30 protein-coding genes and 1 pseudogene are annotated in these 24,094 nt (G+C 32.1%); 12 read left to right on the top strand and 19 right to left on the bottom strand.

Annotation, left to right across the window (positions count from 1 at the left end; genetic code table 11):
* Positions 1 to 7: 7 nt before the first annotated feature.
* From HXZ74_RS11055 to HXZ74_RS10980, 16 genes are all read right to left on the bottom strand, one after another.
* Positions 8 to 352: a hypothetical protein gene (locus tag HXZ74_RS11055; RefSeq protein WP_286475423.1), complete on the bottom strand. Its 345-nt coding sequence runs from the start codon at positions 350 to 352 to the stop codon at positions 8 to 10.
* Entirely contained in the window at positions 352 to 771 is a 420-nt protein-coding gene (locus HXZ74_RS11050) for an LvrA C-terminal domain-related protein (protein ID WP_286475421.1), read from the bottom strand. The genes HXZ74_RS11055 and HXZ74_RS11050 overlap by 1 nt, the downstream gene beginning before the upstream one ends.
* The gene (locus HXZ74_RS11045; protein ID WP_286475419.1) at positions 768 to 1,088 is read right to left on the bottom strand and encodes a hypothetical protein; all 321 of its coding nucleotides are present in this window, start codon (positions 1,086 to 1,088) and stop codon (positions 768 to 770) included. The genes HXZ74_RS11050 and HXZ74_RS11045 overlap by 4 nt, the downstream gene beginning before the upstream one ends.
* Before the next feature lie 2 nt (positions 1,089 to 1,090).
* Positions 1,091 to 1,498, bottom strand: coding sequence for a hypothetical protein (locus HXZ74_RS11040; protein WP_286475417.1), 408 nt, complete (start codon positions 1,496 to 1,498; stop codon positions 1,091 to 1,093).
* 1 nt (position 1,499) lies between these two features.
* Positions 1,500 to 1,697: a hypothetical protein gene (locus tag HXZ74_RS11035; RefSeq protein ID WP_286475415.1), complete on the bottom strand. Its 198-nt coding sequence runs from the start codon at positions 1,695 to 1,697 to the stop codon at positions 1,500 to 1,502.
* 266 nt (positions 1,698 to 1,963) lie between these two features.
* On the bottom strand, positions 1,964 to 2,119 hold the full coding sequence (locus HXZ74_RS11030) for a hypothetical protein (RefSeq protein ID WP_286475414.1): 156 nt from the start codon (positions 2,117 to 2,119) through the stop codon (positions 1,964 to 1,966).
* Positions 2,119 to 2,304, bottom strand: coding sequence for a hypothetical protein (locus tag HXZ74_RS11025; protein ID WP_286475413.1), 186 nt, complete (start codon positions 2,302 to 2,304; stop codon positions 2,119 to 2,121). Before HXZ74_RS11025 ends, HXZ74_RS11030 begins: the two co-directional genes overlap by 1 nt.
* Before the next feature lie 109 nt (positions 2,305 to 2,413).
* Positions 2,414 to 3,079: a hypothetical protein gene (locus tag HXZ74_RS11020; RefSeq protein ID WP_286475412.1), complete on the bottom strand. Its 666-nt coding sequence runs from the start codon at positions 3,077 to 3,079 to the stop codon at positions 2,414 to 2,416.
* Between the two features lie 26 nt (positions 3,080 to 3,105).
* The gene (locus HXZ74_RS11015) at positions 3,106 to 3,369 is read right to left on the bottom strand and encodes a hypothetical protein (protein WP_286475410.1); all 264 of its coding nucleotides are present in this window, start codon (positions 3,367 to 3,369) and stop codon (positions 3,106 to 3,108) included.
* Positions 3,366 to 3,584, bottom strand: a complete 219-nt coding sequence (locus HXZ74_RS11010; RefSeq protein WP_286475407.1) for a hypothetical protein — start codon at positions 3,582 to 3,584, stop codon at positions 3,366 to 3,368. Before HXZ74_RS11010 ends, HXZ74_RS11015 begins: the two co-directional genes overlap by 4 nt.
* Entirely contained in the window at positions 3,562 to 3,912 is a 351-nt protein-coding gene (locus tag HXZ74_RS11005) for a hypothetical protein (RefSeq protein ID WP_286475405.1), read from the bottom strand. The genes HXZ74_RS11010 and HXZ74_RS11005 overlap by 23 nt, the downstream gene beginning before the upstream one ends.
* A gap of 13 nt (positions 3,913 to 3,925) precedes the next feature.
* Entirely contained in the window at positions 3,926 to 4,546 is a 621-nt protein-coding gene (locus tag HXZ74_RS11000) for an AAA family ATPase (RefSeq protein WP_286475403.1), read from the bottom strand.
* On the bottom strand, positions 4,547 to 5,437 hold the full coding sequence (locus HXZ74_RS10995) for an AAA family ATPase (protein ID WP_286475400.1): 891 nt from the start codon (positions 5,435 to 5,437) through the stop codon (positions 4,547 to 4,549). It abuts the gene before it with no gap.
* A gap of 8 nt (positions 5,438 to 5,445) precedes the next feature.
* Entirely contained in the window at positions 5,446 to 7,488 is a 2,043-nt protein-coding gene (locus tag HXZ74_RS10990; RefSeq protein ID WP_286475398.1) for a hypothetical protein, read from the bottom strand.
* Between the two features lie 131 nt (positions 7,489 to 7,619).
* The gene (locus HXZ74_RS10985) at positions 7,620 to 8,153 is read right to left on the bottom strand and encodes a hypothetical protein (RefSeq protein ID WP_286475396.1); all 534 of its coding nucleotides are present in this window, start codon (positions 8,151 to 8,153) and stop codon (positions 7,620 to 7,622) included.
* Positions 8,154 to 8,157: 4 nt separating this feature from the next.
* Positions 8,158 to 8,355 (bottom strand): hypothetical protein, encoded by a 198-nt coding sequence (locus HXZ74_RS10980; RefSeq protein ID WP_286475395.1) that lies wholly within the window; start codon positions 8,353 to 8,355, stop codon positions 8,158 to 8,160.
* Positions 8,356 to 8,449: 94 nt separating this feature from the next.
* On the opposite strand from HXZ74_RS10980, the gene HXZ74_RS10975 reads away from it, so the two are divergent.
* A complete protein-coding gene (locus tag HXZ74_RS10975) occupies positions 8,450 to 9,145 on the top strand; it encodes a S24 family peptidase (RefSeq protein ID WP_286475394.1) in 696 nt (231 codons plus the stop codon).
* A gap of 588 nt (positions 9,146 to 9,733) precedes the next feature.
* On the opposite strand, the gene HXZ74_RS10970 is transcribed toward HXZ74_RS10975, so the two are convergent.
* Entirely contained in the window at positions 9,734 to 10,378 is a 645-nt protein-coding gene (locus HXZ74_RS10970; RefSeq protein ID WP_286475393.1) for a DUF5715 family protein, read from the bottom strand.
* Positions 10,379 to 10,639: 261 nt separating this feature from the next.
* Between HXZ74_RS10970 and HXZ74_RS10965 the strand changes: the two are divergent.
* The 3 genes and pseudogenes from HXZ74_RS10965 to HXZ74_RS10955 all read left to right on the top strand — a co-directional run.
* Positions 10,640 to 11,506, top strand: a pseudogene (locus HXZ74_RS10965) (carbon-nitrogen hydrolase); the annotation flags it as partial.
* Positions 11,507 to 11,515: 9 nt separating this feature from the next.
* On the top strand, positions 11,516 to 12,229 hold the full coding sequence (gene blaEBR, locus HXZ74_RS10960; RefSeq protein ID WP_286475564.1) for an EBR family subclass B1 metallo-beta-lactamase: 714 nt from the start codon (positions 11,516 to 11,518) through the stop codon (positions 12,227 to 12,229).
* Complete coding sequence (locus HXZ74_RS10955) at positions 12,226 to 13,287, top strand: agmatine deiminase family protein (protein ID WP_286475391.1); 1,062 nt, start codon at positions 12,226 to 12,228, stop codon at positions 13,285 to 13,287. The genes blaEBR and HXZ74_RS10955 overlap by 4 nt, the downstream gene beginning before the upstream one ends.
* 60 nt (positions 13,288 to 13,347) lie before the next feature.
* Here the strand turns inward: HXZ74_RS10955 and HXZ74_RS10950 are convergent, their stop codons facing one another.
* Together HXZ74_RS10950 and HXZ74_RS10945 are read right to left on the bottom strand one after the other, a co-directional pair.
* Positions 13,348 to 14,706 carry an acyl-CoA dehydrogenase family protein gene (locus HXZ74_RS10950; protein ID WP_114999927.1) on the bottom strand — a complete coding sequence of 453 codons (1,359 nt, stop codon included), beginning with the start codon at positions 14,704 to 14,706 and terminating at the stop codon, positions 13,348 to 13,350.
* A gap of 66 nt (positions 14,707 to 14,772) precedes the next feature.
* Positions 14,773 to 15,729, bottom strand: coding sequence for an NAD-dependent epimerase/dehydratase family protein (locus HXZ74_RS10945; protein ID WP_114999929.1), 957 nt, complete (start codon positions 15,727 to 15,729; stop codon positions 14,773 to 14,775).
* Between the two features lie 338 nt (positions 15,730 to 16,067).
* On the opposite strand from HXZ74_RS10945, the gene HXZ74_RS10940 reads away from it, so the two are divergent.
* From HXZ74_RS10940 to HXZ74_RS10905, 8 genes are all read left to right on the top strand, one after another.
* The gene (locus tag HXZ74_RS10940) at positions 16,068 to 18,089 is read left to right on the top strand and encodes a M13 family metallopeptidase (RefSeq protein WP_114999931.1); all 2,022 of its coding nucleotides are present in this window, start codon (positions 16,068 to 16,070) and stop codon (positions 18,087 to 18,089) included.
* A 52-nt stretch (positions 18,090 to 18,141) separates the two neighbouring features.
* The gene (locus tag HXZ74_RS10935; RefSeq protein ID WP_115002022.1) at positions 18,142 to 18,426 is read left to right on the top strand and encodes a rhodanese-like domain-containing protein; all 285 of its coding nucleotides are present in this window, start codon (positions 18,142 to 18,144) and stop codon (positions 18,424 to 18,426) included.
* A 185-nt stretch (positions 18,427 to 18,611) separates the two neighbouring features.
* Complete coding sequence (locus tag HXZ74_RS10930) at positions 18,612 to 19,178, top strand: RNA polymerase sigma factor (RefSeq protein ID WP_038333651.1); 567 nt, start codon at positions 18,612 to 18,614, stop codon at positions 19,176 to 19,178.
* A gap of 1 nt (position 19,179) precedes the next feature.
* Positions 19,180 to 19,386, top strand: coding sequence for a hypothetical protein (locus HXZ74_RS10925; protein WP_114999932.1), 207 nt, complete (start codon positions 19,180 to 19,182; stop codon positions 19,384 to 19,386).
* A 15-nt stretch (positions 19,387 to 19,401) separates the two neighbouring features.
* The gene (locus tag HXZ74_RS10920) at positions 19,402 to 20,220 is read left to right on the top strand and encodes a mechanosensitive ion channel family protein (RefSeq protein WP_114999934.1); all 819 of its coding nucleotides are present in this window, start codon (positions 19,402 to 19,404) and stop codon (positions 20,218 to 20,220) included.
* 307 nt (positions 20,221 to 20,527) lie between these two features.
* Positions 20,528 to 20,797: a 30S ribosomal protein S15 gene (gene rpsO / locus HXZ74_RS10915; RefSeq protein WP_038333654.1), complete on the top strand. Its 270-nt coding sequence runs from the start codon at positions 20,528 to 20,530 to the stop codon at positions 20,795 to 20,797.
* 140 nt (positions 20,798 to 20,937) lie between these two features.
* Positions 20,938 to 23,124, top strand: a complete 2,187-nt coding sequence (locus tag HXZ74_RS10910; RefSeq protein ID WP_280050083.1) for a polyribonucleotide nucleotidyltransferase — start codon at positions 20,938 to 20,940, stop codon at positions 23,122 to 23,124.
* 82 nt (positions 23,125 to 23,206) lie between these two features.
* Entirely contained in the window at positions 23,207 to 24,070 is an 864-nt protein-coding gene (locus HXZ74_RS10905) for a tetratricopeptide repeat protein (protein WP_286475388.1), read from the top strand.
* Positions 24,071 to 24,094 lie beyond the last annotated feature (24 nt).

Raw genomic sequence — 24,094 nt, 5'->3', positions numbered from 1 at the left:
TGGTTCATTATTTCCATTTATTATTAATCCAATTCAAATCCCTTGCAGTTCCTTCTTTATATTTATTAGCTATTCGATGTTCAGAAATCCAATAAAAACAATAATAATAACTATTAATTTCAAAAAGATTTTCATCATCACCAGCATGAAAACACATTACATTCTTTTCATCTTTTAGCACGCCAGCGTATCTAATTGGATGATTAAATAATCCGTCTAAATCAAAAAAATCATTTGGTTTTAGTTCAATACCGTGTAATTTTAATGAAACTTCATTTATAAAGTCTGATTCATTTCCATTTGTCAGAATCAATCCCATACCGCCACCATTTTCATATAAAACCTTCTCCATTACTCCCATCTCTTCTGATTTAAATATGTTTCGGCGTAAGGCATTGCAGTCCCGTCTTTTTTCTTTTTATCACGTTCTTTTGGTAGATGTAACAAAGCCGCTAATTGTTCTAATGGTTTTAGCTTTTCGTACTTCTTTTTTGCAACGGATTTTGTTCCATGTTTTCCGTATTCTTCCCAAAATCGGTCAAAACTCAAATCAGCTGGTATCTCTTCGACTTTAAAGTCTTTGGCTTTTTGTTTCCATTCTTCCATCTTATCTAATGTGTAAGGTATATTGGTATAAAAGAACTTTACAATTCCTACAATCGTGTTAGAAATGTTATGTTGAAAGAGAATTAACCAACCATTAAGATTGTATTCATAAATCACTTCACCTGTAAAGTGATCACTTGTTATGATGTATTTTTTCCCTTTCATAATTGTATATGTATTTGATCTGCCACTTTTATCACCACCATATTGATGTAATTATTATCGCTACCTGCGGTCTGAAAATCTCTTAAAATAAAATGAAGTGCATAGGCCTGATGATATTTTAACCCTATTTTGAAAACTTTGTAATTCATTCTTTCAGTAATAAACTTTTTGAGCATTTTATCTGCCAACTCGAAAATTATTGATTCAACCAATCTTGTTTCAGGCGTTGGAAGGCTTTGCTGGTTTATTCTGTTCTCGATGATTTGATTAATGATATTCAACTCATCATTTTTTAGTTCAAACTTTATTTTTTGCATATCTAATAAATTGGAGGTTTAGGTCTTTCGATTGGTTGGTAGTGAGAGATTAAATTAAAAGGGAGTAAACTAAATTCACTTTTTAAAACAAAATGCTTGCTTTGATATAAAGAAAGGCATATTTTATCTTTATATATTATCCAGCAATCAACTATGTATTTCGGTAAATCATCTTCACTTTCAATTTTTATCCAACCATTGTTTGTTTCGATTCCTTGAAGTGAATTTGGACGATAAAAATAATAACCTTCATTAGGAGAATAAATCTCAATACTCAAATCATCATTAAGCGTTTTACATTGATTATTGGTTAAAAATTTTTCAGACACTAATCCGTATTCATCAATCTGTTCCTTTACATCTAAATAGTAATCTCCCCACGCATCCTTAATCTTTTCTTTTTTTGTCATCCTACTTCCATTTAGATTTTACCATATTCTCTAAAGCTTTAATGACTTTCGAGATATCCTCGTAATTCATTTCCTTTAATTTCTTATCCTGTACTGGACATCTTGCAGATCGAAACCAACCGCCTAAGCGTTCTAAACTTGCAAATCCTGTCTTTTCATCTATCCAATCCAACTCTTTGGCTAAGGATAATATTTTCATGTGTCGAGGATTGTTTTTGTCAAAGAGCGCATAAGAAGTGTAATCTGCAACTCTACCAGTCGTTAAGTAAGTTATTACATCGTCAGCTTCATTTCTTGAAAGGTCTTTTGTAGATTTTACCTCTCTAAAAAGAAACTCGGAGAAAAACTCCAACCGCTCGTCACGGCTGGAGAATTTTCCTGCACAAATCGTTTGAATGATTTGGATTTGTTTTGGGTTAATTGTTGTTGTCATACTAATCGCATATTATCTAATAAATCATCCTTTTATGCTTCTCCTGGGCTGATAACAATTATTTGATTTACATTATCCTCAACTACTGTCTCAGCTTCAATAAGATTTAAAGAAAATCCATCATCCAAATAAATATCTCTGTCTTGATCAACATTCTGAAGCTTCTCTATTAATTCTTTTACAGTCATCACTCTATATTTTTAAATTTAACTTTAACGTCGTTTTGAATCGCTTTTAAATGGTTTTTAAAGAGTGAGATCTCAAACCATTCGAATTTTACTTCAGGAATCCATTTTCCTGATTCGGATTGATAAACAGCCTTGCCGTTTACTATATATCCTTTGTCTGATAGTTGTGTGATTTGGTTTGGCATAGTTAATCGTGATTTTTAGTTCCTTTAAAGTATATATAAACAAATAAGCCTGTTATGAATAGCAACCATGACCCTATCATGATTGCCATTGCTTCTAATATTTTTATCATTAATCGATTGAAAAATTAAAGTTGACACGTCTAATATTTCCTTCACCGAAATCAACCATTTTGTAACCTCGTGCAAAACGTGAAGTTCTAATATCAATCAAAGCCTTGTCGATGATATCCATTCCTTCAGAAAACATTTCGTTATTTGCACGATCACGCATTTTGTTCAATTCTCTAACTTTTCGTGGATCATAGTTTCCATTCGCATCAGTTTTAAGAGCGATTTCCAAGAACTCCATTAAAATTTTTTCGTTTTCAGTTTCTCCAGCAAGGCTCGACATATACTCTCTGATCTTGACAATTCCTTCGCCTTCTGTTCCGTTGAATGTTGGTTTTACGTTCCAACCAACTTTTATCGACGCAGAACCATCATCAAGTGTAAAAGTGTGCGAATCTTGTTCTCGCTTCTTATTTCCGTACACTTCAGCTCGTAGTTCAATTGCTGGTTCTATGTGTTTGAAAAGATTAAGTAAACGTTCCTTCACATCATCACGTTTATCGATGAAAAAAGGCACTTCAGATAGAACCACATCATTCTCTAATTTTTTAAGCAAATCTTTGTCTTGTTGCTTTTTTGCCTTCTCAGCTTTTTCCTTTTCTTTGATTTGAGATTGTAATTTTTCTAAATCTGCTGGAGATAATTTCTCGATGTCTATTGTTGTCATATTTGTTATTTTAAGTAATTCCACGTTTATTTTAAATTGCTTTGTTGAAGGACAAAACCGCCTTTGTCTATATTTTCAATCCAATTGAAAAACTTTGGTTTGTAATTGTTAACCTTTATTTTGAGTAACAATTCTTTTATTTTGGTTCGAAGTGAACGATCTAATTCAGAACCTCTGTGTATTGCTTTATGAATGTTACATCTTTCGGTAAGCGTTAAGACTTCTTTCGAATTTGTATCGTAATTAAGAACCAAAAGAAGTTGCTCGTTTGTAAATTTTATATCTGTCATAGTAAAACACCTATTTGTTGATAAATTTGGAATGGGCACTCATTTAAAATGGTTGGATAAATAGACTCTTCTAATTCAGACAAAAGATCGATGTAATAAAAAACTTCATTTTTCGCTGTTCCTGCCATTGGATCATTTGGATTTTGAATAAGCCAATCATTCAATTTTTTGATTCTATTCTCAAGCTGCTGTTTATTTAGGTACTGTTTGTCCATATTTTAAAGTGTTGATTAATGTTTGTGGGAAAATATTTTCGATTTCGATGATCATTCCTTCAAATGCTTCATACAATTCATCAGGAGCATTAATTCTTTTGATTTCAAATCTGAAGGTTTGATAAAACTTCATTTCTACTTTTCTGAACTGTTCTAAATACCAATTGTAGATCATATCAGACTTGGTGACATCTTCTAACAATAAATAATGTTCTGAAGCAATTATTGTCGACCAACGATTAAACAAATACCTTGTTTGGTTTTTCCATTCAAAACTTGTGAATTGGAAAGCTGCTAATAATTCAATTTTTATAACCTCGTAATTCATAGTGTTGTTATTTTTAGTTGCTTGTTCCGTGATAGAGTAGTCCTTTTTTATCATCGATGAGATATTCGCCTCCTAAACCATCTCGATTGGTTACAATCGCTTTAAGTCCTACTACATGAAAAATACGTTTTGATAATTTCTTTACTAATCGTCCTACAGCTCCTACAGGTTCTTTTCGTTCCTCGTGTGCCAAGATGATGAAAGTGATTTTGGGATAATCTCTTGTTAACTGCAAAATCATTTTCTTATCTACTTCGCCATCATAAGCTGTTAAATTGTCAATGAAAACTACTTTTGGAAATTGTCTTCCTTTGAATTGCTCTAAATATTCTTCGAACAGATCGTATGGGTAACTCATAAATTTGTGATCCTTACTTATTCCAATTCGCTTACAGCGTTCTTGGAATGATTTATCCGTTCCCTCTTCCGCACTTATGTAAGCGACTTTTTCTAAGGTGGATAGATATTTAGCTAATGAAAGGGCTAAAGTTGATTTACCATTCTTTTCTAATCCGTAGATCAACCAATAACCACCCCTTTCAGGTTCACCAAGTATATCTTTCCAAATACCTTCAAATTCGAAGGTTTTAAACTTCTTTTCGTAGAGTTGTTTTGGTGATAATCCTCTTGCCATTTATTCTCGTACTATTTCAATTAATGTTTTCAATTTTCGCAGAGTAGCCTTTTTGTCAATACATTGTTTTATTAGCTTATTCACTTGCGCTTTATTATTAATTTGAGCAGTAGCAACAGTTCCAATTAAGTCTGTATAAAATTCTTCGCGAGCTTCTTTTCCTGTTGGAACTAATGTTACAAATTCATCCGAAAAGCGTGAGAAAATTTCAGCATAACCGATTTTATCGTTTTCCATACCACGCTTTATTTTGCGTTGTAAACCTTGCGCTCCCATCATATACCAACCGCAAGCACCAACTGTTGCATTATGTATAGATTTGATTTCTAAAAATGCGTGATATTCCAAATCACCTGCTTCGTCTAAAACAATCAGAGGTTTATCCAAAACAGTGATATAGTACTTTATATCTTCCAAGATTTCTGAGAACTTTCCGTGGCCTTCTAATCCGATTGTTTTAGCTAATGCTTTGATAAAAGCAAACTTTGTTTTTGTTTGAGAACAATCGATATAGAATGCATTTTTCATTCTACTTACGATATGTGTAGCACAAAAAGTTTTACCAATTCCACAATCATCAACTAAAATCATTGAAGTGCTGTTTTCTTTACAGAAATTTAGGTTATCTTCAATTTCATTATAAACAGAAGTGCGAGTAACTTTCCAGTTGTGCTGAGAACGATTAACCCCTAATTGACGACCAATTCTTAAGTAATTAGAATCACTTATTTTACCTTCTAAATCTTTGTTGTTGAGAATATTACTCAAAATACCTTCATTCAAGCCTATTGTTTTAGAATATGCAGCAGTAGAACCACCGTAGTTTGCACGATCAGCTTTTATAGCTTCGATTACATTATTTTTAAATTGTTGTGGGATTTTAGATTCCATAATTTCTTTTATTGAAAAGCACTTCGCCAACTTTTTATATTGGATTGATTGCTTTGATTAAACATTAAATCATTTTCAACCTCTTCGAGATCATCTTCAAAAATCTCAGGTTCTTCAATCTCTTTCACTTCAAATTTTCGTTTGCGGTTAAAAGAGAAATTGTTATTTACACGTGTAGGCGTTCTGTCGATAATATTGATATCTTCAATTCCTTTCAGTTTTTCACGTGTGTACATTTCAACTGTCATTGCGTATGCACTTTGTAACGACATTGCCTCTTTACAAGCATCTGTTTGTTCAGCTTTTGCACGATTAAATCGTGGCATTTCCATGATTTCACAAACAAATTTGTCATTGTAATAGGCGTAAGCTTTCATCACATTACCTTCTTGATCATCCAACCAGTACACTTCTAAATCTTTTCCTTCAATCATTCTCATCTTTTCGATAAGTGATTCTCCAGTTAGTATTTTTCCGTTTTCGGCAATTGCACGTTTACGACCTTGTAAATTGATTTTAGCAACGTTACACGACGTTTTAGTGTAATGACCGATATATGGTAGTATTCCATGCCAGTTAATCGGTTTAAGGTCTTTAGATTGATTTTGTTCAAAATAATCCCAACGAGATAAATTCGAATCTTGTGGATGTGGACTATTATTCCAATTTTCAATTTCTGCCAAACGATCTTCAACTAATTGATCATACGGAATGATTATTTTCTCTTCAGCACTCAATTGGTTTGATTCTTTTTTTGCAGTTGGACGTGCAATCCATCCGATTGCTTTCTTTTCTTCACCGTATCTAACCTTACCAAACATTCTTTCAATGTATTTTCCTCGTGCATTATTTGCTTCGATTCTTACATTCTGGAACATATGCCCTGGTTTTAGCAACGTATCACGATAACTACTATTCAATGAACTCTCACACTCTAATTCGTAGGGAAGATTTAAACCCCAAGCGACGTAATTCCTTACCATTTCACGATAAAACTCAACGATTAATCCTTCTTTAGATTTACCCCAAACAACTGTCGTAAATGCTTGCGAAGCGACATCCAAACCAAGATAAAACCACATTCTTTTCCCTTTGTCGTACCAAAATGGTGGCTGTCTATCATCAATTGACATCAGCGAACCTGAGAACACAGGTAAATCCATTTCAGCAGCAGGAGCAAATTTGGAAATGTATTTTTGACGATCTCCAGCACGGCTCCTTTGTGTTGCAATTGCATTCTCCCATTTGTTGATATAGCTTACAATTGTCGAGCTTGATAACTTTTCAAATTCTTTTGGATCAAAGATTTCACCTGTATTCGAATCGTATATCTCAGCATAACCGTTAATGAACGCCTCATAATTTCTTGCAACTTCAGTAGGTGTAGGTTTGTGTTTTTGGTTTTTAAACAAAGCGTTCAAAACCATTTCAATTCTTGCACTTACTTTTCTTGCATTTTGTGTACTCTTACCTTCAGGATCTTTTATCAAAGGATAGTACAAATCCTCTTTACAGGCTTTGAACAAATCCTTGAATCGTATCGATGTCGGAAGCGTATGTGTTGTTTCGTAATTCAGCTTCAAATAATGCTGAAAGTCAATCATATCTTTAATCAGTGTGTCGTAAATTCCACGTGTAGAACCTTTCAGTTTCACACGTTCAGAAATTCGAGCCTGTTCCAATTTAATCACCGCTTTCATTACTGAAGCATTCAAAACATATCGATCCTGTTCTTTTTGTTCAAGTGCAGAACCAGCACGTTTAAATTTTGCATAATAGGTGGGTGCATCAGCATCCCATTCAAAGAACATTTCTAATGGGTTATCCACTTTTCGAGGATCACCCAAAGCCTCTTGTATTTCATCTTTCAGCGAATCAAAATCAACGAGCATTTTTCGCCCATTTCCTCCGAGTTGCAATCGCTTAATACCGTAAGGCTTATCCTTGTAGCGGTCTAATTCTCGTAATAAAGAATTAAGACTATTCCAGAAGCGAGGAACTAATTCCTCTTTTTCAACCGCTACCTTGTTATTCGTCCATAAATAAGGCATAGCGTATTTTTATTTTTTTGTTCCCGCTCACGGCTCGAACGTGAGTGCCTTCCTGTCGGGATAATTCATTAAATTTGAAATCTCACTTAAAAATTTAATTATGAATGTTAGTTACTTTGTAGATTTTACGCTTAATCAAACTGGAAGTTCTTACGCCATCCAGAAGCAGAAGCTGGAGAAGCTTTCTGTTCAGTTCGATAAACTTCTTGTTCCATTAGCGGAATTCTCGCAAGGAACATGCTGTAAATCTGTTTTTCCGCATCGAGAGGAGATAGACGTCCTAACAGATTCACAAAATTTTGGTATGCTTCGCTACACAATAACATTTCGGGAAGTTGAAGCGGAGCTATTTCTTTATTTTGGAACAATTCTGCAAGGTTATGCAAACTTGATAAACACACTTCCTGAGCACAATGTAGATTTTCATTTTGAGATTGTTTAATCCATCCCTTTAGTTCTTGGCACTTATTTGCTTTATTAAATGCTTTTTCTATATAACTTGCTCTTGCACTATATGGAGGAGGATCTAATTGTAAATTCTCTACCAAACGCTCTATGTTTACTACAACAGGGCGTTTTTTCTTTTTCTTAGTTTTTTGTCTTATTTCTATTTTTACGATCTTATCACAATCGTGGTTTAAATGATAAATTGTTTTTGTTTTCATAATTCTATTTTTTAAAATCTTGGATTATTTCTTCTCTTTTCTCAATCAATGTTCTCAAAGCTTCTAATGCTTGTTCATTTCCTCGTCTTAGCTTCTGTTTTACAGCATCACGAGATTTTGCATTAATCATTTCAGCAACCAAATCATAATCTCCAATTCTTATTTTGGACTTTAATTGTTCCAATGTTGTAACATTTCCCATATTTATATATATTTTTGTCTTAACGTTGTTACAAATATATACAGTATTCTGTATTTTAAAAATAAAAATTACAGTTTTCTGTATAAAAATCATTATGAAAGATATAACTATAAGATTTATAGAGGTTTACAATTACCTATTAGAAATAGGAAAAGTATCAAACGCATCGGATTTTGCTAAAAAAATCGAAATTAGCACATCATTAATGAACGAAATATTAAAAGGAAGATCTAATGTTGGTATAAAACCAATACAGAAAACTGTAAATGTTTTTGATTGGATTAGTTTAGATTGGTTAATACAAGGTAAAGGAAAAATGAGTGAAAAATTCAGTTTTCCTAATAAACCAAGTGTTATAAAAAATGCTGATGAAGAATATGCTATCAGTCATTTTGGTATACCATTAATAACAATAGACGCAATGGCAGGTTTCGGAGAAGGCTCTCTACAAGTTATGCAATATGATACAGAAAAATATATAGTACCTGAGTTTACGGAACTAAATGTAGATTTCATGATACGTGTTAAAGGTAGTAGCATGTATCCTAAATATAATAGTGGCGATCTGGTAGCTTGTAAAAAATTATCTATCAAAGATTTGTTTTTCCAATGGAACAAGGTTTATGTACTTGACACCGAACAAGGCGCATTAATAAAGAGAATAAAACAAAGTGATGCTGATAATTGTATCAAAATTGTGAGTGATAACCCAAGCTACGATCCATTTGATATGCCATTAGATAAAATTTATGCCATATCATTAGTTGTAGGTGTTATTCGATTAGAGTAGTTGTGTGTAAGAAACAATACTTCTAACACTCTCTTAATCGTTTGTATAAGATTGATTTTAAATTATTTAACAGATAAAACATTTTATAAACTTGTGTTTTTAAGCGTTCCGAGTTTTTAATATTTATTACTTTTAACACATAATATTGTTATTATGTACTCTTATTCAATATTTAAAACACTTTATTTTGTACATCCAACTGTCTATCCAACTGTACATCCAGCTATTTTTAAGGTGTTGGAGTTATTTTTCATAGATCATGGTATTACTGGTGTTATTTTAATGGCTAATTTTCTTGTTATATCGCTTTAATAGTAGTTTTAAGCTATATTTGCTTAGATACAGTAGTAAAGATTCTTTATTTGGTATTTAAAGGAGATTTAAGCGGTAATTAAATGTAAGATAATGGTAGTTAATTAACATTCCGTTATTTCAAAAAACCGCATAAAAAAAACGCCAAACTATGATAAATAGGGCGTTTTTTGGGCGTTTTTATATTATATCTATTTCTTTACATTCTGTATCCCCCTAAATAATTGTTTCATGATTCAATTCTCTTCTGCAAAAATAGAAAAGAACTTTTATATATTACATTGTTGTTGATTTAAATTGATCGGGATTACGAACCGTTACATGAAAACAGTGTTGTCTATATTCTTTGATATAGTAAATTTTACCGTCTTCTTGCAATTGTTTTAAAATTGCTTCTAAATTATCACGATGAGTTTTGCTATACGAATATTTATTATTGAATTTTGTATAAGACAAATCAAAAGAAGCTCCATAGTTATGAGAACTTTCACCTTTTGCAGCATTGCTATTTACTCGTCTCAAACTTGCTTGACTTTCCTCTGAACGAGTAAGTGAAGTTACAGTAATTGTAGCATTATTTTCGTCCAAAAATTTTGAAGCAATTCGTTCTAAAACAGTTTTAGCTCTGTTATTTAAGAAAGCTTTACTGTGCGTTAATTTTTCAATTGTGTACCCATTTCCTTCCTCAGGAATAGCAACTAATTTTTTTGTAGCAACTAAACCTTCAATATCATCAAAACTCTTCACGATTGGAATGTTGAATGATTCTGCTGCCATTAAATGATCGTCATAAGTTACTTTTTTTGTAGAGATAGAAGTGGATGAAGAGGCAGAATTTTCTGCTAAAATGTAACTTTCTTGACTTTGAGCTGAAATAAATATTCCGCTAAAAAGACAAGAAAGGGCAATTAATTTTTTCATGTTTTAAATTATTACGCGACAAAATTAGAAGTTACAATTTAATAAAGACTTGTTAAAAATTATAATATTTAGGTAAACTTTTTTTAAAATTTTCTTAAATCTATTCTCAAAATAGCATTGTTAGATAGATTGATAGAATTTTAAATTTCATCTCATTTGAAACATAAAATATTGTTAAATATAAATTCTAATAGATTAAATCCAACTAAATTCGCTATTTTTGTACTTATTATTCATTTTTATTTTTAAACTATTTATAGAATGGCAAAAGTTAAAGTTGGAATGGTACAAATGACTTGTACTAATAACAAACAAGAAAATTTAAACAAAGCAATCGAACAAATAAAAGTAGCAGCTGCAAAAGGCGCTCAAATTGTGTGTTTGCAAGAATTGTTTACCTCATTATATTTCTGTGATGTAGAAGATTACGACAATTTCGATTTAGCAGAATCAATTCCTGGACCATCAACAGATGCGTTATCAGCTGTAGCAAAAGAATTAGGAGTGGTAATTATCGCTTCATTATTCGAAAAACGTGCGCAAGGTTTATATCACAATACAACCGCTATTTTAGATGCTGATGGACAATATTTAGGAAAATATCGCAAAATGCATATCCCAGATGATCCTGCGTTTTATGAAAAATTCTATTTTACTCCAGGTGATTTAGGTTACAAAGTTTTTGATACTAAATTTGGAAAATTTGGAGTGTTAATTTGTTGGGATCAGTGGTATCCAGAAGCTTCTCGTATAACAGCATTGATGGGAGCAGAAATTTTATTTTATCCTACTGCGATTGGTTGGGATACGACGCAAGACGAAGAAACAAATCAAGATCAATACAATGCTTGGCAAACAATTCAGCGTTCACATGCGGTTGCGAATGGAGTTCCGGTTATTTCTGTAAATCGTGTTGGTTTTGAGCAAGATGGAGCAATGAAGTTCTGGGGAGGCTCTTTTGCGACAAATGCGCAGGGAAAATTGTTGTACTTAGCAACGCATGATAAAGAGGAAACAGAAGTGGTTGAATTGGATTTGAACGAATCTGATTTCTTCCGTAAACACTGGCCTTTCTTAAGAGATCGCCGCATCGATTCTTATCAACCAATTACAAAACGTTTTATAGACGGAGGATTAATGAAGAAATTATTTTCACTTATAGCATTGATAGGAAGTTTTGCATTTGGTCAAATAAAACCAATTCAGATTGATCCGATTAATAACAATTTATTTGTTTATCAAACATTCAATTCGTTTAATGGTGTTGAGTATAATGTAAATGCAATGTATTTGGTAACGAAAAAAGGTATTGTTTTGTTTGATGTACCTTGGCAAAAATCACAGTACCAAACATTGAATGATCTTTTAGAAAAAAAATATAATTTACCAGTTATTGCAGTTTTTGTGACACATTCTCATGAAGATAGAGCAGGCGATTTGAGTTTTTATAATGATTTGAATATCCCGACTTATGCTTCTGCTTTAACGAATACTATATTGAGAAAAGAAGGAAAAGCGACTTCAAAATTCGAAATTGAACTGGGAAAAACGTACACATTCGGAAAAGAAAAATTTGTGGTCGAATACTTTGGTCAAGGGCATACGGAAGATAATGTTGTAGTTTGGTTTCCAAAGTATAAAGTTTTGAATGGAGGTTGTTTAATCAAAGGTGCGGATGCTATAAATTTAGGGTATACCGGAGAAGCAAATATAACTGAATGGCCAGAAACTATGAAGAAGTTGGTTTCAAAATACCCTACTATAAAACAAGTTATTCCGGGACATGATAACTGGAAAGCGTCCGGGCATATTGAAAATACGTTTAAACTTTTAGAAAATAATAAGAATTGAACACGATAGATACATCCAAATTTCCAAAAGAGTTAGGATATAGATTTCCTGCTGAATGGGAAGAGCATGAGGCAACTTGGTTGTCTTGGCCACATAAAGAAGAATCTTGGCCAGATCGTATTCAGTTGATTTATCCGGCTTATGCTGAATTTATTGCTGAATTAACGAAAGGTGAAAAAGTTCGTATTAATGTAAAAGATGAAGAAATGAAAGCGTTTGCTTTGTCTTTTATTGAAAAAACGGATGCAGATTTGACAAAAGTTGAATTTTATTTTCATGAAACAAACGATGCATGGTGCCGCGACCATGGCCCTACTTTTTTATTAAATTCAGAAAATAAAGAAAATCCTAAAGTAATTGTAGATTGGGGATTTAATGCTTGGGGAGGAAAATATCCTCCTTTTGAAAAAGATGACATTATTCCTACAAAAATTGGAAAAGAATTCAATCTTCCGGTTTTTTATCCGGGAATTATTATGGAAGGAGGTTCAGTCGAATTCAATGGAAAAGATACGTTGATGACATCAAAATCTTGTTTGTTGAATGAAAACCGTAATCCGGAATATTCTCAACAACAAATCGAAGAATTTTTAAGAAATTACTATGGTGTTTCTCAAATTCTTTGGGTTGAGGATGGAATAGTCGGTGATGATACAGACGGACACATTGATGATACCATTCGTTTTGTAAATGAAGATACGGTGTTAACAGTTGTTGAAACTGATGAAACTGATGATAACTACGAGTTGTTACAAGTAAACCTTCGACAATTACAAGAAATGTATTTAGAAGACGGACGTCGACTAAATATCATCGAATTACCTATGCCGGATGCTGTTTATTGTGAAGGAGAACGCTTACCAGCTTCTTATGCAAATTTCTACATAGCGAATAAATCAGTTATTGTGCCAACATACCGCTGTGCGAAAGATGCGATTGCTTTGGATATTATTCAGAAATGTTTCCCAGATCGTAAAGTTATAGGAATAGATTCTACAGATATTATTTGGGGATTAGGATCTTTCCATTGTTTGAGTCAACAAGAACCTAAGATATAGGTTTTGTGAAAATATAAAACAACAAAAAAGCTGAGTTAACATAACTCAGCTTTTTTAATTTTAAACAAACGCACTAAATCCTGTAATAGATCGACCTACAATAAGTGAATTAATTTCTTTTGTGCCTTCGTAGCTATAAATTGCTTCAGAGTCAGCAACAAAGCGAGCGACGTCATGCTCTAATAATATTCCATTTCCGCCCATTACTTCTCGTGCTCGTGAAACGACATCTCGTGTTCTCATTGTACAAAAAACTTTTGCTAAAGATGCGTGTTCGTCTAGTAAAATTCCCTCGTCTTGCATTTCAGATAAGCGAAAAACTAAAGTTTGCATTGCTGTTAAATTAGATAACATTTCTACTAAATGTCCTTGTATCATTTGAAAAGAAGCAATTGGTTTCCCAAATTGTTTTCGATTTCGAGTGTAATCTAAAGCGCTTTCATATGCTCCGCGCGCGCAGCCAGTTGCCATCCAAGCAACTCCAGCTCTTGTCATTCGCAATACTTTTGCTGTATCTTTAAATGAATTAGCATTTTGTAAACGATTTTCTTCTGTAATTAAACAATCTTTCAGAGTAATCAAGCCATTCTGAACAATTCGTAAAGCCATTTTTCCTTTGATTTTTTCTACAGAAAAACCAGGATTATCTTTCTCTACAATAAAACCTTTTACTTCTCCATCATCCAAATCTCTTGCCCAAATAATCACTAAATCTGCAAAAGTTGCATTTCCAATCCATTTCTTTTGACCATTTAAAATCCAACCTTCTTCTGTTTTTTTACATGTTGTGGTCAAACCTCCTGCCGCACCAGAACCAACTTCGGGTTCAGTTAATCCAAAAGCGCCAATTTTATCAAATTTTTGCATTTGCGGTAACCATTTTGCTTTTTGTTCTTCCGATCCGCACATATAAATTGATCCCATTGATAGACCTGATTGAACACCAAAAAAAGTGGCGATCGAAGCATCAACACGAGCCATTTCCATAGCTAAAACGCCTTCCATAATAAAAGGTAAATTTGGACAACCATAACCGTCGTAAGTGACGCCGCAAATGTTAAGTTCTTTAAATTTTGGAATTAATTCGAAAGGAAATTGATCACGAAGCCAATAATCATTCACGATTGGTTTAACTTCTTTTTCCATAAAAGCTCTCACTTTTAGCTGTAATTCGCGTTGTTCTGGAGTTAAAGTGTGAAAAACATCGTAAAAATCGCCATCAATTGGAGGAAGTTCTTTGTGTTTTTTATTTGGATTTAACATTTTCATCATTCCTTGAAGTTGTTTATCATCAAGTTTCGAAAAGTTTTCCATTAAAAGAGGTAAATCTACTTTTTGAGAAATTTTATTTAATTGCTCTAAATCGACAGATTTTAGTAGATGGACGATATTTTTTAAATTAGAAAATGCTCCTGACATATTTTGTGGTTTTTAACCAAAAAATTATCAAAGAGCATTCCTAAAATATTGTATTGTAAGAAAAAATTAAGCTTTACCTAATTTTATTTTCAAATTGTCTAACATTGTAGTCGTCATTTTATCGATATCGAATTTTGGTTCGAATCCCCAATCTGCTTTTGCAACAGAATCATCGATAGAAGAAGGCCAAGAATTAGCAATGGCTTGACGGAAATCTGGTGCATAATCAATTGTAAAATTTGGAATATGTTTTTTGATTTCTGCTGCTAAATCTTCTGGAGCAAAACTTAAACCTCCTAAATTATAAGATTTGAATTCACCTAATTGTTTTGGATCAGCAGACATTAATTCAACAATTGCATTAATCGCATCATCCATATACAACATAGGCAAATAAGTTCCCTCTTTCAAGAAAGAAGTATATTTTCCATCCTCGATTGCTTTGTAATAAATATCAACAGCATAATCTGTAGTTCCACCTCCAGCAGGAGTTTTCCAAGAAATAAGACCAGGAAAACGAACAGAACGAACGTCTACATTATGATTTTGTTGGTACCATTTGCACCAATATTCTCCCGATAATTTAGAAATACCATAAACCGTAGAAGGAGTTTGAATTGTATTTTGAGGTGTATTGTCTTTTGGTGTATCTGGTCCAAAAACGCCAATAGAAGAAGGCCAAAAGATTTTATCGATTACTTTATCTTTCGCTAATTCTAGGAAAGTAAGCAAAGTGTCCATGTTTAATTTCCAACCAAACATTGGATTTTTTTCAGCTGTACCAGAAAGTAGAGCAGCTAAATGATAAACAGTTTTAATATTGTGTTTTGCAATGACTTCTTTTATTCGATCAACATCCATTACGTCAATTACTTCGTAAATACCATCGTAATCAACATCTTTAGGATCACGTATATCAGAAATAATTACATTATTTTTTCCATGAATGGTTTTTAATTTCTCGGCCAATTCAGAACCAATTTGTCCCAATGCACCGGTGATCAAAATCGTATCAGTTTCCATTTTAAAAAGTTACTTTTGTTTGACTCCAAATTTAAAGATTTTCTATTGAATATGGATATAACAAAATAATATTTAGATATTAATAAAGAAATCGATTGTTTTTTGTTAAATATATAAATATGGAATGATATATATAGAAAATTTTTCTGTTTAATAAGCTTTTTACAATATAAAATATCTTAAATGATAAAGAATTTTGTTTTGAAAGTTTTAAAAATGTTAATTTTTCCCCTCAAAAGTGTTGAAAATTGAATGAATAATTAATACTTTATTTAGTAAATTTGTAACAAACGTCGTATTAATTTCGACATATCATATCAAAAATACTTAGTAGAAATATGAAAAAACAACTATTTGTTGCTGCATTTGCATGTACTTCTATGTTAGCAATGGCACAAGAATCATATCAGGCTTTTAATCCAAATTATATGGATAAGTCGGTTCGTCCACAAGATGATTTATATAATTATGTGAACGGAAATTGGATGAAAATTACAGAAATTCCTTCTGATAGAGCAAGATGGGGAAGTTTTGATGAGTTAAGAGAAAATACGGATAAGGTCACTTTGCAATTAGTGAAAGATCTTATTAAAACGAAACACGCTAAAGGAACAAGTGAGCAAAAAATTGCGGATTTGTATGATGCGTATATGAATGTTGATGCGCGTAACAAAACGGCTTTAGCACCATTACAAAAATATTTTAAGCAGATTGATGCAATCAAAGATATGAAAGGTTTACAAGATTATTTAATCGATGTAGCTGCTATCGGAGAGAATCCTTTTTATGGTGCTTATGTTTATACTGACCTTAAAAATAGTAAACAAAATGCTGTTTATTTAGGAGATATTGACTTGACTTTAGGTAAAACATATTACCAAAAAGAAGATGCTAAAAACACTGAAACTTTAGCTAATTTGAACAAGTTTATCGATCAATTGATGCCTTATACAGGTTCTAAAACACGTGATTTGAAAGGTCCAAAAATTGTGGCTTTCGAAAAAATGATGGCGAAATACATCAAAACTGTTGAAGAAGATCGTGATCCAAATAAATCGTACAATCCTGTAAAATTATCAGAAGTTAAAAATTTAACGAAAAATGTTGATATTGAGCGTTATGTAAAAGCGTTAGGAATTAATCCAGAAACGGTAATTATTGGTGAATTAGATTATTATAAAAATTTAGATAAAATCTTAAATCAAGAGAATTTACCTTTGATTAAGGATTATTTACGTTTTAAATTAATCAATTCTTATGCAAGTTATTCAACATCTGATTTAGATAAAATTAATTTCGAATTTTACGGAAAAACTTTATCTGGTCAAAAAGAGCAACGTCCATTAGAAAAAAGAGGTTTAGCGTTTGTAAATGGCGCAACAGGAGAATTATTAGGACAAATTTATGTGAAAGATAATTTTCCACCAGAGGCAAAAGCAAAAGCTGAAGAATTAATCAGTTATTTATTCAAATCTTTTGACAAACACATCAAAGAATTAGATTGGATGTCTGACGCAACTAAAACGAAAGCGTTAGAAAAATTAAACAAGTTTACTGTAAAAATTGGTTACCCTGATAAATGGAAAGATTATTCTGGATTACAAGTAAAATCTTTGGCAGATGGAGGAAACTTAATTGAAGATGTAATGGCAATTAGCAAATGGCGTCAAGCAGAAAACTTGAAAGATTTTGGAAAACCAGTTGACAAAACTCGTTGGGGAATGTCGCCACAAACTGTAAATGCATATTTTAATCCAACTAATAACGAAATTGTTTTCCCAGCAGCAATTTTACAACCACCTTTCTATGATTATAGAGCGGATGCAGCTGTAAACTTTGGTGGAATTGGAGCAGTTATCGGTCACGAAATTTCTCACGGATTCGATGATTCGGGAGCTAAATTTGACGGTGATGGTAACTTAGTAAACTGGTGGACACCACAAGACGAAGAGAAATTTGCAAAAGCTACTAAAGCTTTGGCTACGCAATATGATGGTTATGAACCAGTAGCAGGAACACACGTTAATGGTACATTTACATCTGGGGAAAATATTGGAGATTTAGGAGGAGCTTCTGTTGCTTTTGATGCATTACAAATGTATTTGAAAGATAAAGGAACTTACGGAAATATAGATGGATATACTCCGCAACAACGTTTCTTCTTATCTTGGGCAACTATTTGGAGAACAAAAGCGACTGACGAAGCGTTAGTAAATCAAGTGAAAACAGATCCACATTCGCCTGGATATTACCGTTCTTTTGGACCAATCGTTAATATTGATGCGTTCCACGATGCGTTTAAAACAAAACCAGGAGATAAATTGTACAAAGCACCAAAAGACCGTATTAGAATTTGGTAAGATGCTTGGCAAAATTATTGATTGGATAAAAAATAGAAATAGAATTATTAAAATGACAACAGTTGAAGCAATAAACAATGCTAATGTAACATTAGTAGATGTTCGCGAGCCTTTTGAATTGGATACAGATGGATTTGTTCCAAATGCGATCAATATTCCATTAGGAGAAGTTCCTACGAGAGTAGAGGAGTTTAAAGAAATGTCAAGACCTATTGTGGTTTTTTGTAGAAGTGGTAACCGTTCTGGTCAAGCTGCACAATATTTACAAGCACAAGGTGTAGACGAAATTTTTAATGGAGGAGGTTTTCAGGATGTCTTAGATGTTTTGGAGAAATAATTCGTAACAATTATTATTTTATAAAAAAACCGATAAATTTTTATTTGTCGGTTTTTTTTATATATTATTGTATTTTAGATAGATATTCGTTTAAGTTAAAGCTATTTTAAAATAAATATAAAAAAATCAAAAAAAACAAGTGACCAAATAGGAATAGGTGTGTCATATAAATGTAAGCAGTTGAAATGTCAAAAGATTCTATAGAAAATATTGCAGATGACATTTTGGTGTATAAGATTGTCGAGACAAAAAATCAACATTTGTTCGGTATATTGTATGATAGGTATGCGCATACGGTATATAATAAATGTTTGAGCTTTGTAGAAGATCAAGCAGAGGCGCAGGATATGACGCATGATATATTTGTAAAGTTGTTTGTAAAACTGAAAACATATCAATCAAAATCTAAATTCTCTACTTGGTTATATTCTTTTACATATAATTTTTGTGTCAATCATGTGCAACGAAAGATAAAAGAAGAAAGAAAAAATTATTCGGTGACGGATGATTTGGTTGATAACTATAATGACGAAATTATTGATGACAAAGAAATTTTTGAATTAAAAATCGAAAAACTAACGCAGTCCCTAAAGGAGTTGGATGTAGAAGAGAAATCTATATTACTTATGAAATATCAAGATGAATTTTCAATCAAAGAAATTTCAGAAACTTTAGAGATTGGTGAAAGTGCAACTAAGATGAGATTGAATCGAGCAAAAAATCGTTTACTAAAAATTTATAACGCTTTGTAAAATGGAAAACCCTTTTAAGACTATGCTAGCCAATGAAAAGCTTCCAGAAACAATAAAGCAAAAAGTTATGGATGATGTTGCTTTAATAAAATTATCGTTGGAAGTAGCCGATTTGGTTTCAGTAAAATATCCAAGTACAATTGGAAATTTTTTCGGAATCGGAAAAAAATCAATTAACAAACCGAACAAAAAAGATAAAGAAGGTTAACTATAAATAGATTATATGAATATAGGTTTAAATTTTAGCTTGTTAGAAAGCTTATATCAAGAAATGGTACTTATTTTTCCTAAAGTTGTAGGAGGTATCATATTCATTATCCTGTCGTATATCTTGCTAAAGTTGATTCTGATATTGACCAAGTACATATTGAAATTATCTAAAATAGATAATCTAAAAAAAGCATTAAATAATAACGAAGCATTAAAAAATTCGTCAATAGAAGTCGATCCATCTAAAATTATATTACAATTTGTAAGATTGTTTATCATCTTATTGATCATTATTATTGGCTCAGATATTTTTGGTTTAACAGTTGTTTCTAACCAAATAGGACGAATTGTAGATTATCTTCCACAATTTTTTAGTGCAGTATTGATATTTGCAGGAGGATTTTATTTAGCTAACTATATCAAAACTTTTTTGAGAAGTTTGATTAAATCAATTGATTTAAACGGAGCAAATATTATTAGTAATATCATTTTTTATATCATTTTGATATTTACAATTATTACTTCATTAAATCAAGCTGGAGTTAATACAGATTTAATTACGAATAATTTATCCTTAATCTTAGGATCGGTGTTCTTGACATTAGCCATCGCGTTTGGATTAGGATCAAAAGACGTTATTTACAGATTATTATTGTCCTTTTATACCAATAGAAATTTTGAAATTGGACAAAGAATTATCATCGAAGATGATGTACAAGGCGTGATAATTGCTATTAACAATATATGTATGACAATACAAACTGCGGACGAAAAAGTAGTTTATCCGATTAAAATAATAACAAATAAAAAAATACGAATTATAGAAGATTAATCTTACCTACCTAAACCTATTTTAATAATTATTAACTAACCTATGATTAATTATTGAAACAAGCCGACTTTTAACCTACCAACCAAAAATCGTGAAAGCAAGTCTTTTACAACTAACAAACTTATCCGATTTAGTAGAAAATTAAAATATCACTTTCTATTATCTATCTAAATCAAACTAAACCAAATTTTTAAAAAGTGACCGAATTAACCAATCGGTCACTTTTATTTTTGTACAAAGTTTATTATTTCATATAATAGTTGTACATTTGCACCTCATTACATAATAATTATTAAATAATATTGGCATGTACTTAACATCAGAAGTAAAAAGCGAATTATTCGCAAAGCATGGTAAATCTGCAACAGATACAGGATCTGCAGAAGGGCAAATCGCATTATTCACTTACAGAATTAACCACTTAACTGGTCACTTGAAAAAAAATCACAAAGATTTTAATACAGAAAGATCATTAGTTATGTTAGTTGGTAAGCGTAAAGCGTTATTAAACTACTTAAAGAAAAAAGATATCACAAGATACCGTGCGATTATCGCTGAATTAGGATTACGTAAGTAATTTTAAACACAATATAAAAGGGCAATTACGTAGAAATTGCCTTTTTTTTTGTTATAAATTAAAATAAGATATATATCTTTATATAATGCGGTTAAAGCAAACGGCTTTAACTTTAGACGAATTAAATACTAAGAAGACGAATGATTCCACAGGCGATCACAGAAAAAATTACTCTTTCAGACGGAAGAGAAATTACAATCGAAACAGGGAAATTAGCAAAACAAGCTGACGGATCTGTGGTTGTACGCATGGGCGACACCATGTTATTAGCTACAGTTGTAGCAAACAAAGAAGCAAATCCAGGTGTAGATTTTTTACCTTTAACAGTAGATTATAGAGAAAAATTTTACGCAGCAGGACGCATCCCAGGGAATTTCTTCAGAAGAGAAGCAAAACCATCAGACGATGAAGTATTAACAATGCGTCTTGTAGACCGTGTTTTACGTCCAATGTTTCCAGAAGACTTCCATGCTGAGGTTCAGGTCATGATCTCACTTATTTCTTACGACAAAAATGTAATGCCAGAAGCTTTAGCTGGTTTAGCTGCATCAGCAGCCATTGCAATTACAGATATTCCTTTCACATTAATTTCAGAAGCTCGCGTTATTCGTTTGAATGGTGAGTTAATGATTAATCCTTCAAAAGAGCAATTAGATCAAGCTGATATCGACATTATGGTTGGTGCTTCTAAAGATTCTGTTGTTATGGTAGAAGGGGAGATGAGTGAAATTTCTGAGCGTGAAATGTTAGACGCAATTGAATTTGCTCATGCTGAAATTAAAAAACAAATTGAAGCACAAGAAAGTTTAGCAGCGAAAGTAGGTAAATCTTTACCAAAACGTGAATATAGCCACGAAACACACGACGAAGAAATTCGCGAAAAAGTGTGGGCTTATGGATATGATAAATTTTATGATATCGCTAAACATCCATCTGATAAACACGAAAGAGGTGATAAATTTGCTCAAGTTGAAGCAGATTTCTTAGCTCAATACGAAGGAGATGAAGAAGAGTTAGCTCGTGTAACTCCTTTTGCTCACATTTACTTCCACGATGTACAAAAAGAAGCTGTACGTCAATTAATCTTAAACGAAGGAATTCGTTTAGATGGTCGTGATCCAAAAACGATTCGTCCAATTTGGACAGAAGTTGATTATTTACCATCAACTCACGGTTCTGCAATTTTTACACGTGGAGAAACTCAAGCATTAGCTACAGTAACTTTAGGTTCTTCTAAAGATGCTAATATGGTTGATGGAGTTGTAACAAACTTCGACGAAAAATTCTTTTTACACTATAATTTCCCACCATTCTCAACAGGTGAAGCTCGTCCATTAAGAGGAACTTCTCGTCGTGAAGTTGGTCACGGAAACTTAGCACAACGTGCTTTAGCGCAAATGTTACCAGACGATTGTCCTTATACAGTTCGTATCGTTTCTGAAGTATTAGAATCGAATGGTTCTTCTTCTATGGCAACAGTTTGTGCAGGAACATTAGCAATTATGGATTCAGGTTTACAAATGAAAAAACCAGTTTCAGGTATTGCAATGGGATTAATCACAGATACTAAATCAGGGAAATTTACAGTATTGTCTGATATCTTAGGAGACGAAGATCACTTAGGAGATATGGACTTTAAAGTAACAGGAACTGCAGACGGTATCACAGCTTGTCAAATGGATATTAAAGTACAAGGTTTATCTATGGAAATCATGGAAACAGCTTTGTTACAAGCAAAAGAAGGTCGTGAGCATATTTTAGGTAAATTATTAGAAACTTTACCAGCGCCTCGTCCACAATTGAAACCAAATGCACCAAAAGTTGTTGTAATCGAAATTCCTAAAGAATTCATTGGAGCAGTAATCGGACCTGGAGGAAAAGTAATTCAAGAAATGCAAAAAGAAACTGAAACAGTTATTGCAATTACTGAGTTAGATACGACAGGACGTGTGGAAATCAATGGTGTGATTCAAGAAAACATCGATCGCGTTGTAGAAAGAATCAAACAAATTGCTTTCGTTCCAGAAGTTGGTGAAACATATCATTCAGTTGTAAAATCTATCAAACCATTTGGAGCGTTTGTAGAAATTGCTAAAGGTGTTGAAGGTTTAGTTCATATTTCTGAATTAGAGCACAGACGTCTTGAAAAAGTTGAGGATTCTGTAAACATCGGTGATAAAATTGATGTTAAATTCTTAGGTTACGATGATAAAAAGAAAATGAAATTATCTCGTAAAGCTTTATTGCCAAAACCAGAGAGAACAGAAAAACCTGCTAAACCAGCAGAGAAAAAAGAGGATAAACCTCAAGATAATAAAGAAGCTTAATTAAGTTTTGATATAATGTAAAAAGTCCGAGATTTTCTCGGACTTTTTTTGTTATATTTAAAATAACGATAATACTTTTTAAATGAAGACATTTTTTACATTTTGTTTGCTATTACAGACTTATCTACTTTCTGCACAATTAAAATTTGAAACAAAATTTTATGATGCTGTTAATAAATGGGTTTTGTTTGATTCTAATGATTCAGATAATGATCACATTTTAGGCTTTATATATATAGATCCAACAGCAGGTTATACGCTTCGATATTATGGGTTAGTTATCCAGGAACCGACAAGTTTGAAATTAAAAACGAAATCTGATGAATCTTTAATTATTCATAGATTAGCTAATAACACTTCAGACGTATATGTCCTTAACGATAAAGAATTAAATACATTGAACTTGAAGTCTGAACCAGATAATTTTGAGCATTATAAAATTAATAACCCTAATTTATTTTTACTCAAACAAGGTAGTTTTTTGAATGGATTACAATTAAGTAAAGCAGCATTAAAGCCACTTGAAGAATTATATTTAAAAGATAAAAATTTTAAAGGTTTGGCTTTTGAATTAGGTTTTGCATATAATGCTTTAGGTACACCAGAAAAGGGTATTGATTTACTTGAGAGTTATTTGAAAAATAATAACACAGATTATTGGGCAATGAAAGAATTGCTTCTAGCTTATGTAGAGACAAATGAACTTAAGAAGGCTGAAGATTTATACAATCAACTTATTAAAATTTCTCCAAGTGTTGCTTTTAAAGCAGAAATAACAGTATATATAGCAAAAGGTTACCTTGGTTTAAAAGATAAACAAAATTTTGATAAATGGATTTCTAGAGCAGAATCTTATGCCAATGGTAATAAACAAATAATGAATTATATAGAAGTGGATATGCAAACAAAAATAGGAGTATTAGTTAAGCTACATTTTTATAACTAATTTTTTGTTGATTAAATTCTTCAA

This window comes from Empedobacter sp. R750, assembly GCF_030324345.1.
In the GTDB taxonomy this organism is placed as follows: Bacteria; Bacteroidota; Bacteroidia; order Flavobacteriales; family Weeksellaceae; genus Empedobacter; species Empedobacter falsenii_C.
This window is presented reverse-complemented; position numbering and strand designations above follow the sequence as displayed.

What these genes read in the sequence shown, in the direction of transcription:
- HXZ74_RS11010 (WP_286475407.1), bottom strand. Translation starts at nt 3,584, where the DNA reads ATGGACAAACAGTACCTAAATAAACAGCAGCTTGAGAATAGAATCAAA.
- HXZ74_RS10950 (WP_114999927.1), bottom strand. Translation starts at nt 14,706, where the DNA reads ATGTCAGGAGCATTTTCTAATTTAAAAAATATCGTCCATCTACTAAAA.
- blaEBR (WP_286475564.1), top strand. Translation starts at nt 11,516, where the DNA reads ATGAAGAAATTATTTTCACTTATAGCATTGATAGGAAGTTTTGCATTT.
- HXZ74_RS11025 (WP_286475413.1), bottom strand. Translation starts at nt 2,304, where the DNA reads ATGCCAAACCAAATCACACAACTATCAGACAAAGGATATATAGTAAAC.
- HXZ74_RS10975 (WP_286475394.1), top strand. Translation starts at nt 8,450, where the DNA reads ATGAAAGATATAACTATAAGATTTATAGAGGTTTACAATTACCTATTA.
- rpsO (WP_038333654.1), top strand. Translation starts at nt 20,528, where the DNA reads ATGTACTTAACATCAGAAGTAAAAAGCGAATTATTCGCAAAGCATGGT.
- HXZ74_RS11030 (WP_286475414.1), bottom strand. Translation starts at nt 2,119, where the DNA reads ATGACTGTAAAAGAATTAATAGAGAAGCTTCAGAATGTTGATCAAGAC.
- HXZ74_RS11005 (WP_286475405.1), bottom strand. Translation starts at nt 3,912, where the DNA reads ATGAATTACGAGGTTATAAAAATTGAATTATTAGCAGCTTTCCAATTC.
- HXZ74_RS11035 (WP_286475415.1), bottom strand. Translation starts at nt 1,697, where the DNA reads ATGAAAATATTATCCTTAGCCAAAGAGTTGGATTGGATAGATGAAAAG.
- HXZ74_RS11050 (WP_286475421.1), bottom strand. Translation starts at nt 771, where the DNA reads ATGAAAGGGAAAAAATACATCATAACAAGTGATCACTTTACAGGTGAA.
- HXZ74_RS11045 (WP_286475419.1), bottom strand. Translation starts at nt 1,088, where the DNA reads ATGCAAAAAATAAAGTTTGAACTAAAAAATGATGAGTTGAATATCATT.
- HXZ74_RS10905 (WP_286475388.1), top strand. Translation starts at nt 23,207, where the DNA reads ATGAAGACATTTTTTACATTTTGTTTGCTATTACAGACTTATCTACTT.
- HXZ74_RS11040 (WP_286475417.1), bottom strand. Translation starts at nt 1,498, where the DNA reads ATGACAAAAAAAGAAAAGATTAAGGATGCGTGGGGAGATTACTATTTA.
- HXZ74_RS10945 (WP_114999929.1), bottom strand. Translation starts at nt 15,729, where the DNA reads ATGGAAACTGATACGATTTTGATCACCGGTGCATTGGGACAAATTGGT.
- HXZ74_RS10920 (WP_114999934.1), top strand. Translation starts at nt 19,402, where the DNA reads ATGAATATAGGTTTAAATTTTAGCTTGTTAGAAAGCTTATATCAAGAA.
- HXZ74_RS10935 (WP_115002022.1), top strand. Translation starts at nt 18,142, where the DNA reads ATGACAACAGTTGAAGCAATAAACAATGCTAATGTAACATTAGTAGAT.
- HXZ74_RS11015 (WP_286475410.1), bottom strand. Translation starts at nt 3,369, where the DNA reads ATGACAGATATAAAATTTACAAACGAGCAACTTCTTTTGGTTCTTAAT.
- HXZ74_RS10940 (WP_114999931.1), top strand. Translation starts at nt 16,068, where the DNA reads ATGAAAAAACAACTATTTGTTGCTGCATTTGCATGTACTTCTATGTTA.
- HXZ74_RS10910 (WP_280050083.1), top strand. Translation starts at nt 20,938, where the DNA reads ATGATTCCACAGGCGATCACAGAAAAAATTACTCTTTCAGACGGAAGA.
- HXZ74_RS11000 (WP_286475403.1), bottom strand. Translation starts at nt 4,546, where the DNA reads ATGGCAAGAGGATTATCACCAAAACAACTCTACGAAAAGAAGTTTAAA.
- HXZ74_RS10990 (WP_286475398.1), bottom strand. Translation starts at nt 7,488, where the DNA reads ATGCCTTATTTATGGACGAATAACAAGGTAGCGGTTGAAAAAGAGGAA.
- HXZ74_RS10925 (WP_114999932.1), top strand. Translation starts at nt 19,180, where the DNA reads ATGGAAAACCCTTTTAAGACTATGCTAGCCAATGAAAAGCTTCCAGAA.
- HXZ74_RS11020 (WP_286475412.1), bottom strand. Translation starts at nt 3,079, where the DNA reads ATGACAACAATAGACATCGAGAAATTATCTCCAGCAGATTTAGAAAAA.
- HXZ74_RS10970 (WP_286475393.1), bottom strand. Translation starts at nt 10,378, where the DNA reads ATGAAAAAATTAATTGCCCTTTCTTGTCTTTTTAGCGGAATATTTATT.
- HXZ74_RS10985 (WP_286475396.1), bottom strand. Translation starts at nt 8,153, where the DNA reads ATGAAAACAAAAACAATTTATCATTTAAACCACGATTGTGATAAGATC.
- HXZ74_RS10930 (WP_038333651.1), top strand. Translation starts at nt 18,612, where the DNA reads ATGTCAAAAGATTCTATAGAAAATATTGCAGATGACATTTTGGTGTAT.
- HXZ74_RS11055 (WP_286475423.1), bottom strand. Translation starts at nt 352, where the DNA reads ATGGAGAAGGTTTTATATGAAAATGGTGGCGGTATGGGATTGATTCTG.
- HXZ74_RS10995 (WP_286475400.1), bottom strand. Translation starts at nt 5,437, where the DNA reads ATGGAATCTAAAATCCCACAACAATTTAAAAATAATGTAATCGAAGCT.
- HXZ74_RS10980 (WP_286475395.1), bottom strand. Translation starts at nt 8,355, where the DNA reads ATGGGAAATGTTACAACATTGGAACAATTAAAGTCCAAAATAAGAATT.